The 20,560-nt window shown below is 62.6% G+C and carries 19 protein-coding genes; 16 read left to right on the top strand and 3 right to left on the bottom strand.

Features of this window, described 5'->3' with window-relative positions; genetic code table 11:
• Nucleotides 1-5: 5 nt before the first annotated feature.
• The gene (gene cynR / locus O1W68_RS04725) at nt 6-1,001 is read right to left on the bottom strand and encodes a transcriptional regulator CynR (protein WP_269301800.1); all 996 of its coding nucleotides are present in this window, start codon (nt 999-1,001) and stop codon (nt 6-8) included.
• Between the two features lie 130 nt (nt 1,002-1,131).
• Here cynR and O1W68_RS04720 point away from each other — a divergent pair, with 130 nt between their 5' ends.
• The 9 genes from O1W68_RS04720 to O1W68_RS04680 all read left to right on the top strand — a co-directional run bounded on the left by O1W68_RS04720 (nt 1,132) and on the right by O1W68_RS04680 (nt 12,057).
• Nucleotides 1,132-1,740: a carbonic anhydrase gene (locus O1W68_RS04720; RefSeq protein ID WP_269301699.1), complete on the top strand. Its 609-nt coding sequence runs from the start codon at nt 1,132-1,134 to the stop codon at nt 1,738-1,740.
• 98 nt (nt 1,741-1,838) lie between these two features.
• Nucleotides 1,839-2,309 carry a cyanase gene (gene cynS / locus O1W68_RS04715; RefSeq protein WP_269301799.1) on the top strand — a complete coding sequence of 157 codons (471 nt, stop codon included), beginning with the start codon at nt 1,839-1,841 and terminating at the stop codon, nt 2,307-2,309.
• A 461-nt stretch (nt 2,310-2,770) separates the two neighbouring features.
• Entirely contained in the window at nt 2,771-2,869 is a 99-nt protein-coding gene (gene kdpF / locus O1W68_RS04710; protein ID WP_269301698.1) for a K(+)-transporting ATPase subunit F, read from the top strand.
• A gap of 4 nt (nt 2,870-2,873) precedes the next feature.
• Entirely contained in the window at nt 2,874-4,655 is a 1,782-nt protein-coding gene (gene kdpA, locus O1W68_RS04705) for a potassium-transporting ATPase subunit KdpA (protein ID WP_269301697.1), read from the top strand.
• Entirely contained in the window at nt 4,652-6,748 is a 2,097-nt protein-coding gene (kdpB, locus tag O1W68_RS04700) for a potassium-transporting ATPase subunit KdpB (protein ID WP_331283573.1), read from the top strand. The genes kdpA and kdpB overlap by 4 nt, the downstream gene beginning before the upstream one ends.
• Before the next feature lies 1 nt (nt 6,749).
• Nucleotides 6,750-7,388, top strand: a complete 639-nt coding sequence (locus tag O1W68_RS04695; protein WP_269301696.1) for a potassium-transporting ATPase subunit C — start codon at nt 6,750-6,752, stop codon at nt 7,386-7,388.
• A 34-nt stretch (nt 7,389-7,422) separates the two neighbouring features.
• Nucleotides 7,423-9,984 carry a sensor histidine kinase gene (locus tag O1W68_RS04690; RefSeq protein ID WP_269301695.1) on the top strand — a complete coding sequence of 854 codons (2,562 nt, stop codon included), beginning with the start codon at nt 7,423-7,425 and terminating at the stop codon, nt 9,982-9,984.
• Complete coding sequence (locus O1W68_RS04685) at nt 9,965-10,675, top strand: response regulator (RefSeq protein ID WP_269301694.1); 711 nt, start codon at nt 9,965-9,967, stop codon at nt 10,673-10,675. Before O1W68_RS04690 ends, O1W68_RS04685 begins: the two co-directional genes overlap by 20 nt.
• Nucleotides 10,676-10,755: 80 nt before the next feature.
• On the top strand, nt 10,756-12,057 hold the full coding sequence (locus O1W68_RS04680) for a lipase family protein (protein ID WP_269301693.1): 1,302 nt from the start codon (nt 10,756-10,758) through the stop codon (nt 12,055-12,057).
• 36 nt (nt 12,058-12,093) lie between these two features.
• On the opposite strand, the gene O1W68_RS04675 is transcribed toward O1W68_RS04680, so the two are convergent.
• Together O1W68_RS04675 and O1W68_RS04670 are read right to left on the bottom strand one after the other, a co-directional pair.
• A complete protein-coding gene (locus tag O1W68_RS04675; protein WP_269301692.1) occupies nt 12,094-13,458 on the bottom strand; it encodes an MBL fold metallo-hydrolase in 1,365 nt (454 codons plus the stop codon).
• A 61-nt stretch (nt 13,459-13,519) separates the two neighbouring features.
• Entirely contained in the window at nt 13,520-14,293 is a 774-nt protein-coding gene (locus tag O1W68_RS04670; RefSeq protein WP_269301691.1) for a sulfite exporter TauE/SafE family protein, read from the bottom strand.
• 404 nt (nt 14,294-14,697) lie between these two features.
• Here O1W68_RS04670 and O1W68_RS04665 point away from each other — a divergent pair, with 404 nt between their 5' ends.
• The 7 genes from O1W68_RS04665 (at nt 14,698) to O1W68_RS04635 (ending at nt 20,446) form a co-directional block, all read left to right on the top strand.
• A complete protein-coding gene (locus tag O1W68_RS04665; RefSeq protein WP_269301690.1) occupies nt 14,698-15,159 on the top strand; it encodes an NUDIX domain-containing protein in 462 nt (153 codons plus the stop codon).
• A gap of 109 nt (nt 15,160-15,268) precedes the next feature.
• The gene (locus O1W68_RS04660) at nt 15,269-16,249 is read left to right on the top strand and encodes a hypothetical protein (protein WP_269301689.1); all 981 of its coding nucleotides are present in this window, start codon (nt 15,269-15,271) and stop codon (nt 16,247-16,249) included.
• Nucleotides 16,250-16,321: 72 nt separating this feature from the next.
• Nucleotides 16,322-16,666 carry a glutaredoxin domain-containing protein gene (locus O1W68_RS04655; protein WP_269301688.1) on the top strand — a complete coding sequence of 115 codons (345 nt, stop codon included), beginning with the start codon at nt 16,322-16,324 and terminating at the stop codon, nt 16,664-16,666.
• Nucleotides 16,663-17,403 carry a haloacid dehalogenase type II gene (locus O1W68_RS04650; RefSeq protein WP_269301687.1) on the top strand — a complete coding sequence of 247 codons (741 nt, stop codon included), beginning with the start codon at nt 16,663-16,665 and terminating at the stop codon, nt 17,401-17,403. Before O1W68_RS04655 ends, O1W68_RS04650 begins: the two co-directional genes overlap by 4 nt.
• Nucleotides 17,404-17,478: 75 nt before the next feature.
• Nucleotides 17,479-18,690, top strand: coding sequence for an acyl-CoA dehydrogenase family protein (locus O1W68_RS04645; protein ID WP_269301686.1), 1,212 nt, complete (start codon nt 17,479-17,481; stop codon nt 18,688-18,690).
• Nucleotides 18,687-19,709 carry a phosphotransferase family protein gene (locus O1W68_RS04640; protein WP_269301685.1) on the top strand — a complete coding sequence of 341 codons (1,023 nt, stop codon included), beginning with the start codon at nt 18,687-18,689 and terminating at the stop codon, nt 19,707-19,709. Before O1W68_RS04645 ends, O1W68_RS04640 begins: the two co-directional genes overlap by 4 nt.
• Entirely contained in the window at nt 19,709-20,446 is a 738-nt protein-coding gene (locus O1W68_RS04635) for an SDR family NAD(P)-dependent oxidoreductase (RefSeq protein WP_269301684.1), read from the top strand. Before O1W68_RS04640 ends, O1W68_RS04635 begins: the two co-directional genes overlap by 1 nt.
• Nucleotides 20,447-20,560: the final 114 nt, after the last annotated feature.

Here is a 20,560-nt window from a genome sequence, read left to right as displayed (position 1 = left end):
AGCGCTTACCGACATGCGCAGCCGAGCGGGTAGCGAAGCGGATGCGGGAGAACAGAATCAACATCTGTCCGGTGATCGAACTGCGGTGCGCCCTCCCCTGCGAGGTTTTCCGGTGTCGGGTTCGCGTCGGCCCAGTGGTGTGCGAGATCTGTGAACGCGCAGGCAGCGGCGCTTTGATAGGCGCTTTCGCGGCGCAGCAGGGTGACGGTGCGCGAGGGAAGCGGCGGGTCGAGGTGGATGACCTGAAGGTCGCGATGATCGACGGTGACGGCGGCCGGCAGCACGGTAGCGAGGAAAGTCCGTTCGACTATCTCGGTCAGTGCGGTGATCGAGTTGGCCTCCACCGATATCAACGGCCGCACAGCGTGTTCGGTGAGATAGGTGTCGATGTGGCCACGGGTGGCGAAGTCGCCGCGCAACAACGCGAGTGGGCATTCGGCGAGGTCGCTCACCGGGAGCGACTGAGCGCGGTCCGCCAGCGGATGGCCCGTGCTGACAACAAGGCTGAGGTCCTCGGCGAACAGTGACGTAGCGCCGATTCCGGGCAGATGAGGTCCACTGAAAGCGATTCCGAGGTCGAGATCGCCAGCCAGCAACTCCGCTTCGATGCGGTCCTGCGTCATCTCCCGCACGTCCAGCACGATTGCGGGATGGTGGGTGTGGAATCGAGCGACGAGGGGCCCGATGAGGTAGGCGGTGAAAGTCGGCGTCATCGCCAGACGCAGGCCACCTCGGGTCAGGTCCTGCACGTCGAGGACCGCCCGTTCGGCGGCGGCGAGGTCCTGCAGGGCACGGCGAGCGTAGTGGACGTAGGCCTCGCCGGCGTCGGTGAGGCGCACTGTGCGGCCCGTGCGGTCGAGCAGCTGGACACGCATGGTGCGCTCGAGCTGTTTGATCTGCTGCGACAGGGTCGGCTGTGAGACGTGCAGGTCTTCGGCGGCGCGCGTGAAGTTGCCGTGCTCGGCGACCGCGAGTAGATACCGAACGTGACGAAGTTCCAGGGCCATCAATCAACTATAGATGTCATCAATCACGATGATAAATACTGCGTCTTGGACACTATAGATGCTGTTCATGCATGCTGGATCTCGTCCGCCCGACAGGGCCGAAGTCCAGAAGGGAGTGAACCCCATGCACAACCTCACCGAAGGCGTCGGGCGCTTTCAGCACGATGTGTTTCCCGCCAAGGCGGCGCTGTTCGCGCACTTGGCTACCACCCACCAGCCCACTGCGCTGTTCATCAGCTGCTCCGACGCCCGCGTCGTGCCCGAACTGATCACTCAGCGCGAGCCGGGCGAGCTGTTCGTCATCCGCACCGCCGGCAACCTCGTCCCCGCTTACACACCAGGCTCCGACGGGGTGGCGGCGAGCATCGAGTACGCCGTCGCGGTCCTGGGCGTATCCGACATCATCATCTGTGGACATTCCGGTTGCGGCGCGATGACCGCCTTGGCCGACGGGCACGACCTCACCGGCCTGCCCGAGGTCGCCGACTGGTTGCGTCACGCCGACGCTGCCCAGGCCCGAACAGTCTCCGCCGGGACCGACGTGGACAAGGTCAGCGCCCTGGTCCACAACAACGTCCTCGCCCAGCTTGCCAACCTGGCCACCCACCCATCGGTGGCCCGGTCCCTTGCCGATAACACCCTCACTTTGCAGGGCTGGGTCTACGACATCGGCACCGGAACGGTCGAGGAGACCGATCCCGCCACCGGCCGATTCGCCGCCACCGCAGCCTGACCTCCCGCAGTCCGGATCTCCACGCAACCGCGCGGGATCCGCAAATCCGCTGCTTCACACCGCTTCATGGAGTAGCCCGTATGAAAGGAACACCCCTGATGATTCACGCACACTTCGATCCGACCGTCCGCCAGAACCTGGCAGTCGCCGCCGTCGACGCCAAGATCCGAAAGGACCTGAGCTGGCAGCAGATCGCTGATGTCACCGGACTCTCGGTCGCCTTCGTGACCGCCGCCGTGCTCGGTCAGCACCCGCTGCCCGCCGATGCCGCCGATGCCGTCGCCGAACTCCTCGGCCTCGGCGCCGACGACGCGATGGCACTGCAGGCTATCCCGTCCCGAGGGTCCATTCCTGGCGGCATCCCCACCGATCCCACCATCTATCGCTTCTATGAGATGCTCCAGGTCTACGGCACTACCCTCAAGGCCTTGATCCACGAGCAGTTCGGCGACGGCATCATCAGCGCAATCAACTTCAAGCTGGACGTCAAGAAGGTCGCCGACCCCGACGGCGGCGAGCGGGCAGTCATCACCCTCGACGGAAAGTACCTGCCCACCAAGCCTTTCTGATTCCACCGGGCAGCGGAGGCGCGCCGGAACACTCCCACCCCGAATACCGCGAGCCTTGCCGCTCGGGGTATTCGGGGTGGTCTGCGCTGTGCACCGACGCCCGTTCGAGTGCCGCGCCGAACGAGTCGGCCATGGCAATGCTACTGGGCCGACGCGGGCGTACGAGGCCGATGACACCGAACCGCGCGAGCTCGTCACTTTCGCGTCATGACTGTCGGTGGAGGCATAAAGGAACCGTAAGGATCTTCGGCGGGGTGGTTTCGTCGGCGTAGACATATCCATGAACGTCGGGCGATGTGCCCGTCGACCAGCGCGTATAAGCGTTGACCCCACTATGTCGAAGAGGCATGAACATCCATGGCTGATCTGGGCTATCTCGCCGTCACCGCCGTGGGATTCGGTGTATGTGCACTGATCCTGCGGTTGTTGGCGAACACTGCAACCTCGAAGGTGAAGTCGAAGTGACCACCGACGGAATCATCAGCGTCGTCCTGGTGGTCATCGCTGCTCTGACGGCGATCTACCTATTCGTCGCACTGCTCGATCCAGAGAGGTTCTGATCATATGAATGCCGCTCTGGCTGCAGGACTTCAGATTGCCTTCGTCGTGGCTGTTCTGGCGATTGCCTATGTTCCACTCGGCGACTACATGGCGAAGGTTTTCGCCACCGAACACGATACCGACGAGGAGGATGCCGGCTCCGGTCATGCCGCGGGAGGTCGCACAGCGACACTTCAGCGGACCCGGGGTGGCACGACCACGGCCTGGGCCGACCTGCGGGTCGAATCGTGGATCTACCGGATCTGCCGAATCGATCCCCGCTCACAGCAGACCTGGGTGGGCTACTCGCTGTCGTTGCTCGGCTTCTCTGCTGCGAGTGTCATCTTTCTCTATGCGCTGCAACGTATTCAGGGCGTGCTGCCGCTGAACGGCGGTTTGTCGGGAGTGAGCCCGTCGGTCGCATTCAACACCGCTGTCTCGTTCACCACGAACACCAACTGGCAGTCGTATACCCCCGAAACGACGCTGTCGAACCTGACCCAGCCGATGGGCTTGGCTGTACAGAACTTCGTTTCTGCCGCGGTCGGTATTTCCGTCGCCATCGCCGTCATTCGCGGGTTCGTGCGAGTCCGCACCGGTGGGGAGATCGGCAACTTCTGGGTCGATCTCGTTCGCGCTTCGCTTCGCATCCTGTTGCCACTGTCGTTTATTATCGCTCTGATTCTGTTGACGCAAGGCGCTATTCAGTCCTTCAGCTCGGGATTCGCCTCGACCGGTCTCGACGGTGTGACAGTGAGCAATGCGTTGGCACCGGTTGCTTCACAGGAAGCGATCAAGGAACTCGGAACCAACGGTGGCGGAATCATGGCGGCCAACGCCGCGCACCCGTTCGAGAACCCGACTCCCTTCTCCAACGTTGTCGAAATCCTTGCGATCCTTCTCATTCCTGTCGCATTGACACGCACCTTCGGAACGATGGTCGGCGATCGCAAGCAGGGGCTGACGCTGCTCGCGGTCATGGCTGCACTGTTCGCAACAATGCTCACTGTCATTGCTCTCGCTGAATCCGGTGCTCGCGGTGTTGCCGCTCAGGCGGCCGGTTCGATGATGGAGGGCAAGGAAGTTCGCTTCGGAATTCCCGGATCGACCCTGTTCGCGGTAGCGACTACCGGAACATCCACGGGTGCAGTCAACTCCGCGCACGACAGTATGTCTCCGCTCGGTGGTGGCGCCGCCATCCTGAACATGTTGTTCGGTGAGATCGCGCCCGGTGGCGTGGGTACCGGCCTGTACGGCCTGCTCGTGTTGGCGATCATCGCTGTATTCGTCGGTGGTCTCCTCGTCGGCCGCACTCCCGAGTTCCTCGGCAAGAAGATCGGTCAGCGCCAGATCACACTCGCTGCCTTGTCCGTTCTGGTCATGCCGGCCCTGGTGTTGGTGGGAACCTCCATCTCGGTGATTCTCTCGTCCACCATTGGCTACCAAGGTAATTCAGGCGACCCAGGAACCCCGAGTTCGATCCACGGGTTCAGCGAAGTGCTCTACGCCTACACCTCTGCCTCCAACAACAACGGCAGCGCATTCGGTGGCCTGACGGTGACCAGTGACTGGTTCCAGACCTCACTCGGCCTTGCCATGTTGCTCGGGCGATTCCTGCCGATCATCTTCGTTCTGGCGCTCGCCGGATCACTGGCTACATCGAAGCGAACCGCACCCAATACCGGCACGCTGCCGACCAACGGCCCGCTCTTCGGTGGACTGTTGCTCGGAACTGCCGTACTCGTTGCGGCACTTACCTTCTTCCCGGCCCTCGCTCTGGGCCCGATCGCAGAGGCATTGCAATGACCGTCACATCATCTCGATTGATAGAGAACGAAACCGACGTCGTCGACTCGTCGACACCTGTGAAGGCCGGTTACTTCAGCCCACGGCAGATGTGGACCTCGCTCCCCGCAGCCTTCGGCAAGCTCGACCCACGACACCTTGCCCGCAACCCGGTCATGTTCGTGGTGCTCATCGGGTCGGTCATCACTACCGTTCTCGCAGTGAGTAACCCGTCGGTGTTCTCCTGGCTCGTCACAGCCTGGCTCTGGTTCACTCTGCTGTTCGCGAACCTGGCCGAATCCGTTGCGGAGGGTAGAGGTAAAGCACAGGCCGCGAGCCTGCGTGCCGTCAAACGCGACACCATCGCGCGGCGACGGACGTCCTGGGGAGCTATCGAAGAAGTACCGGGCACCGAATTGCGGATCGGCGACGAGGTAGTCGTCTCCGCCGGCGAGATAATCCCCGGCGACGGTGACGTCATCGAAGGCATTGCCACCGTCGACGAATCAGCGATCACCGGCGAATCCGCGCCGGTTGTGCGCGAATCGGGCGGCGACCGGTGCGCAGTGACCGGCGGAACCGGTGTGCTGTCCGACGAGATCGTCGTAAAAATCACCTCTGCTCAAGGCGAGTCGTTCGTCGACCGCATGATCGCACTCGTCGAGGGCGCATCACGCCAGAAGACGCCGAACGAGATTGCGCTCAACATTCTGCTCGCCTCGCTCACGATCATTTTTCTTCTTGCTGTAGTCGCAATCGGTCCGATGGGCGCCTACGGCGGCGAAGCACAGGATCCGATCAAGCTGATCGCCCTGCTGGTGTGCCTCATCCCCACGACCATCGGCGCATTGCTGTCCGCTATCGGCATCGCCGGTATGGACCGCCTCGTGCAGCGCAACGTGCTGGCGATGTCCGGGCGCGCTGTCGAAGCCGCAGGCGATATCGACACACTGCTGATGGACAAGACCGGAACGATCACCTACGGCAACCGTCGCGCCACCGGGTTGCACCCAGCTCCCGGCGTCACAGCCGGAGAACTTGCAGCTGCTGCTCGGCTGTCGTCACTGGCCGACGGCACACCGGAAGGACGCAGCATCGTCGATCTCTGCACCCGCGACTACTCGTTGCCTGCGCAGGCCACCGACAGCGAGAAGACCGGCGAGTTCGTGGCGTTCACTGCACAGACGCGGATGAGCGGTATCGATCTCGACTGCGTCCAGGTCCGGAAAGGCGCAACCGACTCGGTACTCGAGTGGGTTCGCGCCAACGGCGGACCGCTGATCAACCCGGAGGTCGACGAGACCACACACACCATCGCCCAGATGGGTGCAACTCCGCTCGTCGTCGCATCCGGCCCGATCGGCGGGCCGGTACGTGCTCTGGGCGTCATCGAACTCTCCGACGTCGTGAAGCCGCATATCGCCGAACGGTTTGCACAGCTGCGTGCGATGGGCATCAGGACGGTCATGGTCACCGGTGACAATCCGTTGACAGCCAAAGCAATTGCCGACGAAGCAGGTGTGGACGATTTCCTCGCCGAAGCGACACCCGAGGACAAACTCGCCCTCATCCGCAAGGAGCAAGAAGGCGGACGGCTCGTCGCCATGACCGGTGACGGCACCAATGACGCACCCGCACTTGCCCAGGCGGACGTCGGCGTAGCGATGAACACCGGTACGTCGGCGGCCAAAGAGGCCGGCAACATGGTCGATCTCGATTCCGACCCGACCAAGTTGATCGAGGTCGTCGAGATCGGCAAGCAGTTGCTGATCACCCGCGGTGCCTTGACCACGTTCTCCCTGGCCAATGATCTGGCGAAGTACTTCGCCATTCTGCCGGCCATGTTCAGCGTCGTGTATCCGCAGCTGGGTGCACTCAACATCATGGGTCTTGCGACTCCGGAGTCCGCGATCCTGTCGGCGGTCATCTTCAATGCACTGGTGATCATCGGGCTGATACCTCTGGCACTCAAGGGTGTTCGCTACGTTCCATCGAGTGCGTCGACGTTGCTCAGGCGCAACCTCCTGCTCTATGGAGTGGGTGGTGTCATTACGCCGTTCGTCGGTATTTGGCTCATCGACCTCGTTGTTCGATTCATCCCAGGGATAGGCTGACATGCGGTTCGTACAGAGGTTTTTCGGGCAGATCGCGGCAGGATTGTCGGTTCTGTTGGTATTGACGGTCATCTTGGGTATCGGTTACCCGGCGGCAGTCTGGGCAGTGAGCCGTATCGGCTCGAACTCTGCCGAGGGTTCGCCGTTGACCGACGCCAACGGCTGCGTCGTAGGTAGCAGCCTGATCGGTGTCGACTCACAGGTCGACCCCGGGCAACCGGATCCCTTCTTCCATGCTCGCGTCACCGGGTCGGTATCGGATGAGGATGCTTTCGCGACGGGTGACCCGGCAGCGGGATTGCCGACCAATCAGGGGCCGAGCAGTGAGGTTCTGGCGGCATTCGTGGAGGAGCGTCGCGAGGTGATCGCCGAACGCGAGAACGTCGACCCCGCTGCTGTTCCGGTCGACGCGTTGACCGGCTCGGGATCGGGCATCGACCCCGACATCAGTCCGGCGTACGCGCAGATTCAGATCGAACGAGTCGCGACGGTCAACGGAATGAGTAAGGACACTGTCGCCTCGTTGGTAGCCGAACACACCGACAGACGTCAGTTCGGGTTCCTCGGCAGTGAGACAGTGAACGTGGCCGAACTCAACCTTGCGCTCGGTTTGACCGCGCCGGGCTGCGGCACACGCTAAGCACCGAGCGGACAAATGCGGTAGGACGAGGAGTATGAGCAACACAGCAGGTAGGCGCGGTTCTGTTGGACCGGACCGCGGTGATCTGCGGATCTACCTCGGTGCGGCACCGGGCGTCGGGAAGACCTTCGCGATGCTCGGTGAAGCGCACCGCAGGCAGGAACGCGGTTGCGATGTGGTCGCGGGCGTGGTGGAAACCCACGGCCGCGCCCGCACTGCCGGATTGCTCGAGGGGATCGAGCAGATCCCTCTCCGTTCGATCCAGTATCGGGGATCGACGGCCCACGAACTCGACGTGGCCGCGATCATCGAACGAAACCCGAGCCTGGTACTCGTCGACGAGCTCGCCCACACGAACACGCCGGGGAGCACGCACGAGAAGCGTTGGCAGGACGTCGAGGAGCTCCTCGACGCCGGCATCGACGTCGTGTCGACGCTGAACGTACAGCACTTGGAAAGCCTCAACGATGTGGTCGAGCAGATCACCGGGGTACCGCAGCGCGAAACCGTCCCGGACTCGGTGGTCCGCGGTGCGGAGCAGATAGAACTGGTCGACGTCGCACCGGAGGCGTTGCGGCGTCGACTGTCTCACGGAAATATCTATGCTGCAGAGAAAGTCGATGCAGCGTTGAGTAATTACTTCCGTCAAGGGAATTTGACCGCGCTGCGTGAGCTGTCCCTGTTGTGGATAGCCGATCAGGTCGATGCGGCGTTGGCGAAATACCGAAGTTCACACGATATAACCGACACATGGGAGACGCGGGAACGTGTCGTCGTCTCGGTCACCGGCGGGCCGGAATCGGAAACCCTGCTCCGTAGGGCCAGCCGTATCGCCTCGAAGTCGAGCGCGGAACTGATGGTGCTGCACGTCATCCGTGGTGACGGTATGGCAGGTGTTTCCGCGCCACAGATGGGTAAGGTGCGCAAGCTCGCGGCCAGCCTCGGCGCCAGCATGCACAGCGTCGTCGGCGACGATGTGCCCTCCACGCTGCTCGAGTTCGCGCGCGGCGCGAACGCCACCCAGTTGGTCATCGGAACCTCGAGGCGGTCCCGCTGGGCCCGCATCATGGATGCGGGCATCGGCGCGACAGTAATTCAGCACTCGGGAAAGATCGACGTGCACATGGTCACGCACGCCGAAATCAGCCGTGGTTGGCGAATCAAGCGACTGGTACCGACGCAGCGTCGCATCCTGTCCTGGGCTGCTGCGGTCATCGTCCCCTTCCTCTCCGCGCTGGCGATGCTGCTCGTGGATCCGTACCTCGACCTCGGCGGCGAGAGCGCTCTGTTCTTCATGGTCGTACTCGGAGTGGCGCTCCTCGGTGGTGTTGCGCCCGCAGCATTGTCGGCACTGATTGCCGGCTTGCTGCTCAACTACTTCTTCGCGGACCCGCGACACAGCTTCACCATCGCCGAACCCGACAACTTCGTCACCACGATAGTGCTGCTCATCATGGCAGTCGCCGTGGCATTTCTCGTCGACTCCGCAGCCCGTCGAACAGTCCAGGCGCGCAGAGCATCTCAGGAGGCAGAACTGCTGACCCTGTTCGCCGGAACCGTGCTGCGCGGCGGCGACATCAGGACGCTGCTCGAACGGGTCCGTGAAACGTACTCACAACGAGCGGTCTCGATCATCAGAGCAGAGGGCAGCGTCGTGGAATCCGTCGGAGAGGACCCGCCGGCCGAGCCCGACGACGCCGACACGGCAATCGAGACCGCAGACGGTACCTTCACTCTCCTTCTGTCCGGATCGAAGACCGGCGCACATGACCGCCGTGTGCTCAGTGCCGTCGCCAATCAAGCGATGGGGTTGATCAGGCAATCCGAACTGGCTCTCGAAGCGAGCAAATCCGCCGGTCTAGCCGAAGCGGATCGCCTTCGGCGCGCCCTGCTTTCGGCCGTCAGTCATGACCTTCGCACGCCCCTTGCCGCAGTCAAGGCGTCGGTGTCCAGCCTGCGCAGTACCGACGTCGAATTCTCACCGGAAGACACCGCCGAACTGCTCACTACCATCGAAGAATCGACCGACCAGCTGACCGGACTGGTCGGGAACCTACTCGATTCGTCGAGACTGGCTGCCGGGGTGATCACACCGAGCTCGACGGTGGTCTATGTCGAGGACTCGGTGTCCGCTGCCCTCGCCAGTTCGTCCGCCGCCGCCGGTAGCCGCGAGCGGGTGATCGTGGACGTCGGTGACGTGGCGGTTGCTGCAGATGCGGGGTTGCTCGAGCGGGTATTGGCCAATCTGATCGACAATGCATTGCGTCACGCCCCCGGAACGCCGGTGCGGGTCGGCTCAACCTATGCGGGGGGTCGAGCTCTGATCACTGTGTCCGACAGTGGACCTGGAATCGCGAGAGGTACCGAAGAGGCAGTCTTCGAAGCGTTTCAGCGGCTGGGGGACAGTGACAACACCACAGGCGTAGGGCTGGGCCTGTCGGTTGTACGTGGATTCGTCGAGGCAATGAAAGGCGCGGTCACCATCTCCGAGACCGCCGGTGGGGGAGTAACGATGACCGTAGAGTTGGCGTCAGCGGCATCGCTGACCAATAAAGCTGTGGCCCATGATGTTACCGATGCAGCGTCCCGTGGATGAGGTTGTCGGTAGGACAAGGGTTCTCGTCGTCGACGACGAACCGCAGATCGTGCGGGCGCTGCGTATCAATCTCTCGGCGCGGGGGTACGACGTCGTGACCGCTGACACCGGGACGGGAGCTTTGCGCGCGATTGCCTCCGAGCGCCCGGACGTGGTGGTGCTCGACCTCGGGCTACCAGGACTTGGCGGACTCGAAGTCCTCGCCGGATTGAGAGGGTGGAGTGATGTCCCGGTGATCGTGTTGTCCGCACGGACCGACAGCAGCGACAAGATCGAGGCGCTCGACGCAGGGGCGGACGACTACGTCACCAAACCGTTCGGGATGGACGAGTTCCTGGCCCGGTTACGGGTTGCGGTGCGTAGGCGGGTTGCCGCCGGTGGACGAGTGGACCCGATCGTCACGACCTCGACGTTCACCGTGAACCTGGCGTCGAAAACCGTCACCCGGGAAGGGCTGCGAGTACACCTCACCCGGACCGAGTGGGGTGTACTCGAAATGCTCGCCCGCAACAACGGCAAGCTCGTCGGGCAAAAAGAGCTACTCAGAACGGTATGGGGCCCTGGTCACGATCACGGATCCAACTATCTTCGGATCTACATGTCTCAACTGCGGCGCAAGCTGGAGGTCGATCCCGCGCGGCCGCGCCATCTGATCACCGAAACGGGAATGGGGTACCGGCTCGTCGAATGAGGTCCGTTGCGAACCGCCGAGATCGACTATCCTTCCCCCGATTGGTGTTACTGAAAGACTCGGATAACAAGGGGTGGGCGATGAGCGTCGACAGGGACAGTGGCGGAACGCCGTTCTCGGCGGAAGAATCGCCACGGCCTCGACGGGCACTTCGGCCCGCTGAAGACGCGTTCTACATCCCGCGAGTGGGTTTCGAGGTGACGGAACCGGGGACGATCCTTCGGACACGTGAAGTGGACTTGGCCCTCTTCGGCCGCATTACCCAGCAGGTCGACGCCTGGCAATTGCTCTATCGCACCAACGACCTCGACGGTAGAGCGCAAGCGAGCGTGACCACTGTATTGCTGCCGCGTGGAAGGAGCGTCGGCGATTCGCCGTTGCTGTCCTATCAGTGCGCGATCGATGCAGTGTCGGATTCGTGTTTTCCGTCGTACGCGCTGCAGAAGGGTGCGAAAGCGTGGGGCGCGGTGCCGCAGTTCGAGTTCGTACTGATCCTGCATGCGCTTCGTCGAGGGTGGGTCGTCTCGATTCCGGATCATGAAGGCCCGCATGGACATTGGGGATCACCCCGCGAGCCGGGGTTCTGTACGCTCGATGCGGTGCGTGCGGCACTGAGCTTCTTTCCACTTGCACTGACAAGCAACAGTCCGGTCGGGTTGTGGGGTTACTCCGGTGGCGGCCTGGCGTCGTCGTGGGCGGCGGAGATGGCGCCCGGATATGCGCCGGAGATCAATCTGGTTGGAGCAGCTCTCGGATCACCGGTCGGCGACCCAGCCTCCGCCTTCATCCGGCTCAATGCGACAGTGCACGCCGGCCTACCCACGCTGGTGGTCGCGGGTCTGCGCCGTACCTACCCGGACCTCGACCGCTTCATAAGGCGACATGTCAGTTCGGCCGGTCTCGAGCTGCTCGACTCGGTGAACGAGCTCACCACCGTCTCAGCCGTGAGGAGGCTTGCGCGGCACGACTTGGACGAGCACATCGACATGCCCCTTGCCGACCTACTTGCCAGCCCCGAACTGCTCGACATCTTTCAAGCCATCCAACCTGGGCAAACAGCACCGACCGTGCCGATGCTCGTCGTCCAGGCGGTGCACGATCAGATCATCGCGGTCGACGACGTCGACGGCCAAGTCGATCGCTACCTCGACCACGGAGCGCACGTCACCTACCTTCGCGACCAGCTCAGCGAGCACTTGTCGTTGCATCCGCTCTCGGCTCCGCTGACGCTCGACTGGTTGGAAGATCGATTCGCCGGACGGCCGGTGCCGCCGTCTGGAGTCACCACCGTTTGGTCGACGGCGTTCTCGCTTCGCGCAGCGTTCGGTCTCCTCGCGCTGGCGTGGTCGGCGGTGTTGGTTCTGTTCGGCCGCCGACTGTGAGCCTGAAGCCCGGGTGCCGAGCCGAGGTCTTCCGGTTCAGTCAGATTTTTGCAGGCCGAGCTCTACTGCGCTGTCGTAGTCGTCGTCGATGAGGACGACGCTGCGGTCTGCTCGGTCGAGCAGCGAGGCTGCGATCGACGCACGGTAACCGGATGCACAGTGCACCCAAATCTCGCCGGCCGGAACCTCTTCGAGGCGATGCGCCAGTTCATGGAGGGGGATGTTGACCGCACCGGGGATGTGGCCGTCCGCGTACTCGGAGTGTTGACGCGTGTCGAGCACGAGCACCTCACGCTTACCGGCAGCGCCACCGAGTCCGGCGAAGTCGGATACTTCGTACGACCGCAATTCTCCATCACCGACGAGCGAATGAATCTCTCCGACTGCAGAACCGGAGGGGCGATCGATTCCGATGCGCGCAAGCTCTCGGGTAGCTTCTGCAATCTGATCGGATGTTTCTCCGATCAGCGTCAGCGGCGCACCCCATTGGTAGAGCCATCCGAGGTAGGTGACGAAGCTCGTGGACAGCTCGAACCCGAGGGATCCGTCGAGGTGTCCAGCAGCGAACGCGGTGCGAGCGCGTAGGTCGACGACCCACTGGCCCGCGTCGATCCGGCGGCGTAGTTCGTGGGGATCGACAGGCTCTGGCACGGACAGGTCGATCGGGGCCGGCCCTTGGGTATTGATGACGCCCATGTGCGCGTAGTACGCGGGATACGCGGACAAACCAGCAATCAACTCGTCGACATAGCTCTGTTCGTCCTGAGTCAAGGCAGGATTGGACTGCTGCTGTTGGGCGATGGTGGAGGAATCGCCGGTAGTGGGGGTCGCGGAACAGAAGCTACCGAAACCGTGGGTGGGGTAGACCTCGACATCAGCGGGGAGTTCGGCAGCGATACGACGAACCGAGTGGAACTGCGCGTGGGTGAGTTCCTCGGTGTGCGCGGAGCCGAGTAGGTCGGTGCGGCCGGTGGATCCATAGAGCATCGAGCCACCGGTGAAGATCGCAATCGGCTCACCGTCATGGCGCAGAACATAACTGACGTGGTGATGAGTGTGGCCCGGGGTGTGCATGACCTGCACTGTCATCGCGCCCGCATCGATGATGTCGCCGTCGAGCACGGCGCGACGCTCGTACTCGACGGGATCGCCGTCCGGGACGACGTACTGGGCACCGGCAGCGCGGGCGAGTTCGAGTCCGCCGGTCACGTAGTCGTTGTGTATGTGGGTTTCGAGCACATGCGTGATCCTGGCGTTCTTGTCTGCGGCCAATGCCTGGACGCGGTCGATGTCACGTTGGGGATCGATGACGACAGCAGTGCCGTCGTAGCTGATGAAGTAGCTGCGGTCGCCGAGGCTCGTGGTTTCGATGATGGCGATGTCCGGTTCGGTCACGTTCATGTGTGAGTGCTCCTTCGGGGTCGTTTTCGGAGTGCGGAGAGGGACTCGATGCCACCGACCGTCATGAGAGGAAGAGGGTGTCGACGAGCACGTAGCCTGCGACGGCGAACACTAGGTAGGCGAACCATTGCCGGAGCTTGTCGGCATCGACACGGTTGCTGAAGCGTCCGGCTACAAGGGAGCCGACAATCGCGGCGGCGGCGAATATGACGGTAAGGGTCCAGTTCCCACCGAGGCCTCCGGCTTGGGCGAGAAGACCCGCGGCGGAGTTGGCCACGATGACCACCAGTGAGGTCCCGACGGCAACACTCATCTCGATTCCCAACAGCAGCACCAAGGCCGGAATGATGAGAAATCCGCCGCCGACGCCGAACAGTCCGGTGAGAACACCGACACCGAATCCTGTCGGTATGGACCGCGGTGCGCATCGCCTCCAATCGATCCCGGAATTGTCGGTCCTGCAGGCAGTTCCGAGGTCGTCGTTGGTGCGCAGCATGCGTGTCCCCGCGACGATCATGACGATTGCGAAACCGATCATCACGGCGGTATCGGGCAGATGCCTGCCTACGGCCGTACCTACCAGGGTGCCGATCATGCCGGTGGCCGCAAAGATTGCAGCCAGTCGCCATTCGATGAGCCGTGCCCGCACCTTGGGGATGGCGCCGGTTGCGGAGGCGACGCCGATCACCAACAGCGAGGTCGGTATCGCCTCCGACAGCGGTAGTCCGAGGGCGTAGACGAGTACCGGAACAGCCAGGATCGACCCACCGCCTCCGAGGAGACCGAGCAGGATGCCGACTGCGACGCCGAGAATCAGAGCCAGGACCAGTGTCATCAGCGCTGCATTGCTGCCTGGTCGCCGAGTGTGTCGATGGTTGCGTGGAGAGTGATGCTCATGGTGGGAATCCTTCCGGCCGTCGAACTGCGGCAATGAAGTCCGGCGCTGGTAGAGCTAACGGCGAAACAGTGAGCGGAAGATTTTGTTTCCCATCGGCACCGCCGGTTCGGCTGCACACGTGCACTGGCGAGATGCTGGAACGTCTCTCATGACGTCGTCGACGTGGCGACCGCAGCCGGCCCATGTGGTCTTGCCACACTTCGGGCATTTGACGGGGTGACACATGTTCAGTCCTGTCTGTCGGGTTTCCTCAAGGCTGCCACATACCAAGGGGGGTATGCAAGTACCCCCTGGGGTATGCGGCGGATTCATGAAGCGGTTGTATCTGCCATGCTGCCCAGGTGCCCAAAAAGAGTGCAGGTCTACTGCCGTTTCGACGACGGGGCGATGTCCTCGAGGTGTTGATCGCGCATTCCGGGGGACCGTTCTGGAGCCGAAAGGACCTCGGCGCATGGTCGGTCGTCAAGGGTGAGTACACCGACGAGGATCCCCGCGACGCCGCACGACGCGAGTTCACCGAAGAGACCGGCTACGAGCCACCGGTAGAGCTGTCGATCGAGTTACCCGTCATCACTCAGCGCGGCGGCAAGATCGTGACTGTCTTCGCCGTCGAAGCAGACTTCGACCCGGCCGGCGCCGTCAGCAACACCTTCGAGATGGAGTGGCCGCCCAAGTCCGGCACGATGACTTCCTTTCCAGAGATCGATCGGGTCGAGTGGTTTTCGGTCGCCGAGGCCCGTTCGAAGCTCAACGCGGCACAAGTGGTCTTACTCGACCATCTCCAGGAAAACGTGGTCGATTGACACTTGCGCCCCCGCCAGGCAATGGCGTCGGGCAAGTTGGTCACGAACATCGTTTGTGTCTACGCTGCGCACGCACCAAGAGGTGCTCTGTGAAAAAGGGGGAGCGACGATGCACAATCCTGGTTCACCCACATGTTCTCGATACGCCGCCGCTGCCGCAGTGATGGCACTGTTGCTGACTGCCGGCTGTACTGCCGGGGCCACCGAACCGGCTCCGAGGACGTCGGACGCCTCCGCAGACAGTCCCGATACACCCGCGGCCGCGGTGCCTGAACCAGCAGCGGCGCCTGAACCAGCGGAACTACCTGGTGGTGGAAGGCAGCTGTTTCCGGGTCGTCGTCTGGTTGCGCTCTACGGTCATCCTGGTTCCCCCGGGCTCGGTGCCCTCGGTGAGCAGGGCCCGGATGCAGCGATCGACCGGGTTCGGCACTTGGCAGCCCAATACCAAGCATTCAGCGATGTACCGGTCGTGCCGACGTTCGAGCTCATCGCCACCGTCGCTCACCAAGAGCCTGGACCGGATGGGGACTATTCCGGTGAGGCCAGTGTGGAGATGCTGCGGCCATGGGTCGAGAAAGCGCAGCAGGCGGGCGTTTATGTGCTGTTGGATCTGCAGCCCGGACGGGCCCGTTTCGTCGATCAGGCACGAATCTATGCAGAGTTGCTCGAGTTTCCCAATGTGGGACTCGCGCTCGACCCGGAATGGAAGCTCGAGCCCGGTCAGTACCCACTGGAGCGGGTGGGTAGCGTCGACGCGGTCGAAATAGAAGAGGTGAAAGCCCTGCTCGACGGCATCGTGACTGCAGGTGATCTACCACAGAAGCTGTTGCTACTGCACCAATTTCAACTTCAGATGGTGCGGGGCCTCGAGCGCGTCGAGCTTTCCCAACCCGGAGTTCAGGTTCTGGTGCATATGGACGGGCAAGGTGGCCCGGCAGCGAAAGAGGAAACCTGGGCCGCCGTCCGAGACGCTCTGCCCCTGGGAACACCATTGGGCTGGAAAAATTTCTACGACGAGGACACACCGATGTTCACGCCCGCCGAAACGATGCTGCGACAGCCGCAACCACTGATGATCTCGTACCAGTGATGAAGTAGAGACTGGAATGGATATGCCCTGGCAACGGGTTCCTGTGGGCATACACCAACGATAGGAGTCCGTATGAGTTCATCGACGTTCGTCGACGGAATCGAGGTCATGTGGAGACCCGGGTGCCCGTTCTGCATGAGACTCCGCAGCTCGTTGCGCAGGCGCGGTATCGCCACCACGGACATCGATATCTGGTCGGTGCCAGGTAGTGCCGCCAGGGTGCGTGCGGCGACAGGCGGTGACGAGACGGTGCCGACGGTATTCGTCGGAAATCGCGCTCTCGTCAATCCCACTGTCGGACAGATTGTCTCGGCAGTCGAGAGTGAGCTTCCCGATCGGTCGGGAGAACTGATACCCCAGTCGACCACTGGATTGTGGACCAAAATTTCGTCACTGTGGAAGCGGGGACGGTCGTGAATGCAGTCCCCGATGATCCCGGCTCCATCGATCAGGTGCCCGTTCCCAACTCTCGTCGCCCGCGAGTGATCGTGTTCGACGTCAACGAAACTCTGTCCGATATGTCCACGATGCCGAAGCGGTTCGTCGATGTAGGAGCGCCTTCGCCCTTGACAGGGTTGTGGTTCGGTGGCCTATTGCGCGACGGGTTCGCTTTGAGCACTGCAGGGAATGCGGGGAAGTTCGCGGACGTGGGGTCGGGGCTGTTGAAAGCGATGCTTCATGGTGTGGAGCTCAATCGGCCGCTCGACGCAGCAGTCGAACACATCATGGACGGCTTTGCCATGCTCGACGTCCACCCGGACGTGGCGGACGGGGTCGTCGCCTTGGCCGAACTCGGAATTCGGATGGTCACCCTCAGTAACGGTTCGGTCGGCGTCGCCGAGAAACTGCTCGATTCAGCTGGACTGCTGAGTAGTTTCGACATGCTGCTCTCCGTCGATGAAGTCGGAGAATGGAAGCCTGCCGTCCACGCCTACGAGTACGCACTCGCGCAATGCGACGTCGACGATCCACGCGAGGCCTTGCTCGTGGCCGTCCATCCCTGGGACATCGACGGGGCAAGCCGGGCCGGGTTGGCAACAGCATGGCTGAACCGTAACGGCGACGGGTACCCCGACTACTTTCACGCCCCGAATGTAGAAGTGACCTCCCTCGTGCGGCTGGCCCAGCATTTCGGAAGCCACGTCGCATCTTGACGGACCTGGCCGACCCATGGGAGCGTGCTACTTACCGAGCGATCGCTCGGTAAGTAGATTTCGAGGAGCATATCTGTGGCTGTCGATCTGACCTACTCACCCCACGTCCAGGCGCTGATCGGCAAAACGCGGACCTTCATACGGGAAGAGGTCCTCCCGATCGAAGACGAATTCCTCGGAAATTTTACCGACGCAGGTGGCGATGAGCTGCGGATTTCGCTGCAACAGGCGGCGAAGAAAGCGGGCGTGTTCGCACCCCACGCACCCGTCGAGTACGGCGGCGCAGGCCTGAACATGAGCGACCGCGCACCCCTGTTCGAAGAGGGTGGATACTCGCTCTTCGGGCCCGCCGCGCTCAACATCGGTGCGCCCGACGAGGGCAACGTGCACATGCTGGCGCACATTGCCTCCGGACCACAAAAAGAACAGTTCCTGGCGCCGCTCGCAGCAGGTGATGTCCGATCGGCGTTCGCGATGACCGAACCGGCACCGGGTGCAGGCTCGGATCCCTCGGCGTTGAGGTCCACCGGAATCAAGGTCGACGGCGGCTGGCGCGTCGACGGGCACAAATGGTTCATCACCGGCGCCGACGGCGCAGGGTTCTTCATCATCATGGCCCGCACCGCAGGCAAGCCCGGTGACCGAGCAGGAGCGACGATGTTCCTCGCGCCCGCCGACACCGAAGGTATCAAGGTCGGCCGCCACATCGGCACACTCGACCAAGCGACGATCGGTGGCCACTGCGAGGTCTTCTTCGACAATGTCTTCGTCCCCGACGAGAACGTGCTCGGTGCCGTCGACGAAGGATTCAACTATGCGCAGGTGCGTCTCGGACCCGCCCGCATGACACACGTCATGCGCTGGCTCGGTGCAGCCAGACGTGGACACGAGATCGCTGTCGCACAGGTCGCGCAGCGTGAAGGGTTCGGCTCGGTCCTCGGCGATTTGGGCATGATTCAGAAGATGGTCGCCGACAACGAAATCGACATCGCCGCAACGCGAGCCTTGCTTGTCCAGGCGTGCTTTGCACTCGACCAGGGCTCGACTGCCAGCAACGAGACATCGATCGCGAAGACTTTCGCCGCCGAAGCCGTCTTCCGGATCGTGGACCGCAGTATCCAAATGTGCGGCGGCCTCGGGGTTTCCGACGACCTTCCCCTCGCGCGGCTATCGCGGGAAATCCGTCCTTTCCGGGTGTACGACGGCCCGTCCGAGGTCCATCGCTGGGCCATCGCGAAGCGGGTTGTCGGCGCCGCGAAAAGAGCAGCACGAGAGGCGAACACATGAGCGAACTGCCAGGCATGGATCCGCCCGCGCTGAAAAAGTTCCTGTCAGAGTGCGGCGTCGAAGTTTCCGGTGAGCTCAGGGTCGAACTGATCAGTGGTGGCCGCTCCAACCTGACCTTCAAAGCCTACGACGACACCTCGGCGTGGGTGGTTCGACGCCCACCCACCAGCGGGTTGACGCCATCGGCGCACGATATGGCCCGCGAGTGGGCTGTCACGAACGCGCTGCAGAGCACCGAGGTTCCAGTTGCGAAGACCGTTGCCTTCGACGCCGAAGGCGTAGTTCTCGGCGCGCCCACGACCATCGTCGAATTCGATCCAGGCCGGGTAATTCGAACGCGCGCCGATCTCGACGATCTGTCCGACGCCGACATCGCCGCCAACACAGCGGAATTGATCCGGGTGCTCGCACTGCTTCATTCGGTGGACTTCGAGGCCGTGGGGCTCGGGTCGTTCGGAAAACCGGATGGTTTCGTCGGCAGGCAGGTCAAGACGTGGGCACGGCAGTGGGAGTCGGTCAAGACGCGCGATCTCGCTGACGTCGATCGGTTGCGAGACAAGCTGCAGGCCGCGATTCCATCCAGGTCGGCGTCGAGCATCGTGCACGGCGACTACCGGGTGGACAACGTCATTCTCACCGAAGGTGACACCAGTTCCATTGCCGCAGTAGTCGACTGGGAAATGTCCACTCTCGGTGATCCGCTCACCGACGTCGCCTTGATGTGCGTCTACCGTCAGCCGATTTTCGACGACGTACTCGGCGTCAACGCGGCATGGACCAGTGACCGCTACCCGTCTGCGGACGAACTGGCACAACTGTATTCGCAAGCGAGCGGAGTCGAGCTGACCGACTGGAACTTCTATGTCGCGCTGGCGAACTTCAAGCTCGGGGTCATCGGCGAGGGTATTACCCATCGCGCGCTGGCGGGCTCCGATACCGGTTCGGGGGCGGCAGTTGCAGCGGAAGCGACACACGAGTTCATGGCAGCAGGCTTGCGAGCGATCGAAGGGAAGAACTGATGGCCGGAAAATCTGCTCTCGTCACCGGCGGATCGAGGGGAATCGGTCTCGGAATAGCTACCCGCTTAGCCGAATTGGGGTACTGCCTTACTATCACTGCGCGAACCAAGGAGGCACTCGACGCCGTCGAACCGATGTTGCGCGCGGCAGGTGCACCACACGTCGTGACAGTCTCCGCCGACCTTGCCGATCGGGAGTCCGCAGACAAGATCGTCGCTGTACACCGTGAGCACTTCGAGTCCATGGATGCCCTGATCCTCAATGCCGGTGTGGGAACTGCTGGTTCGATTGCCGATTACCCGATGCGTCGATTCGACAAGACGCTCGACGTCAATCTGCGTGCCCCGTTCGCACTGCTGCAGAGTTCGATGTCGTTGCTGCGTGCCGCGGCCGGTAAGAACCCGGACAAAGGCGCAAAAGTGATCGCACTCGCGTCGCTGGCCGGCGTCTACTCCGAAGCCGGACTGGGCATCTACGGTGCCACCAAGGCCGCGATGCTCTCCCTGATCGACACACTCAACTCGGAAGAAAGCGGTAACGGCATCACCGGTACCTCGATCGCACCCGGATACGTGAACACGGACATGAGCGACTGGACCAAGGACAAGATTCCGGCCGACAAGATGATCCAGGTCGCCGACATCGTCGAACTTGCCACGAGCATTCTGAAGCTCTCCTCCCGCGCTGTGGTTCCCCGCATCGTCGTCACGCGAGCCGGAGCGGGCCTCGGCGCCTGAGGCATCAGGCATACCCACCTCCGCTTGCGCCCAATTCCTTTGCTTCAATGGCCCTTTCATACGAAACAATCGTATGAAAGGGCCATTGAAGCGATCAAGGGGCGCGGAAAAGCA

It is taken from the genome of Rhodococcus sp. H36-A4, assembly GCF_027158005.1.
Lineage (GTDB): Bacteria > Actinomycetota > Actinomycetes > Mycobacteriales > Mycobacteriaceae > Rhodococcoides.
The sequence above is the reverse complement of the archived record's forward strand: the minus strand, read 5'-3'. Positions and strand labels throughout refer to the sequence as shown.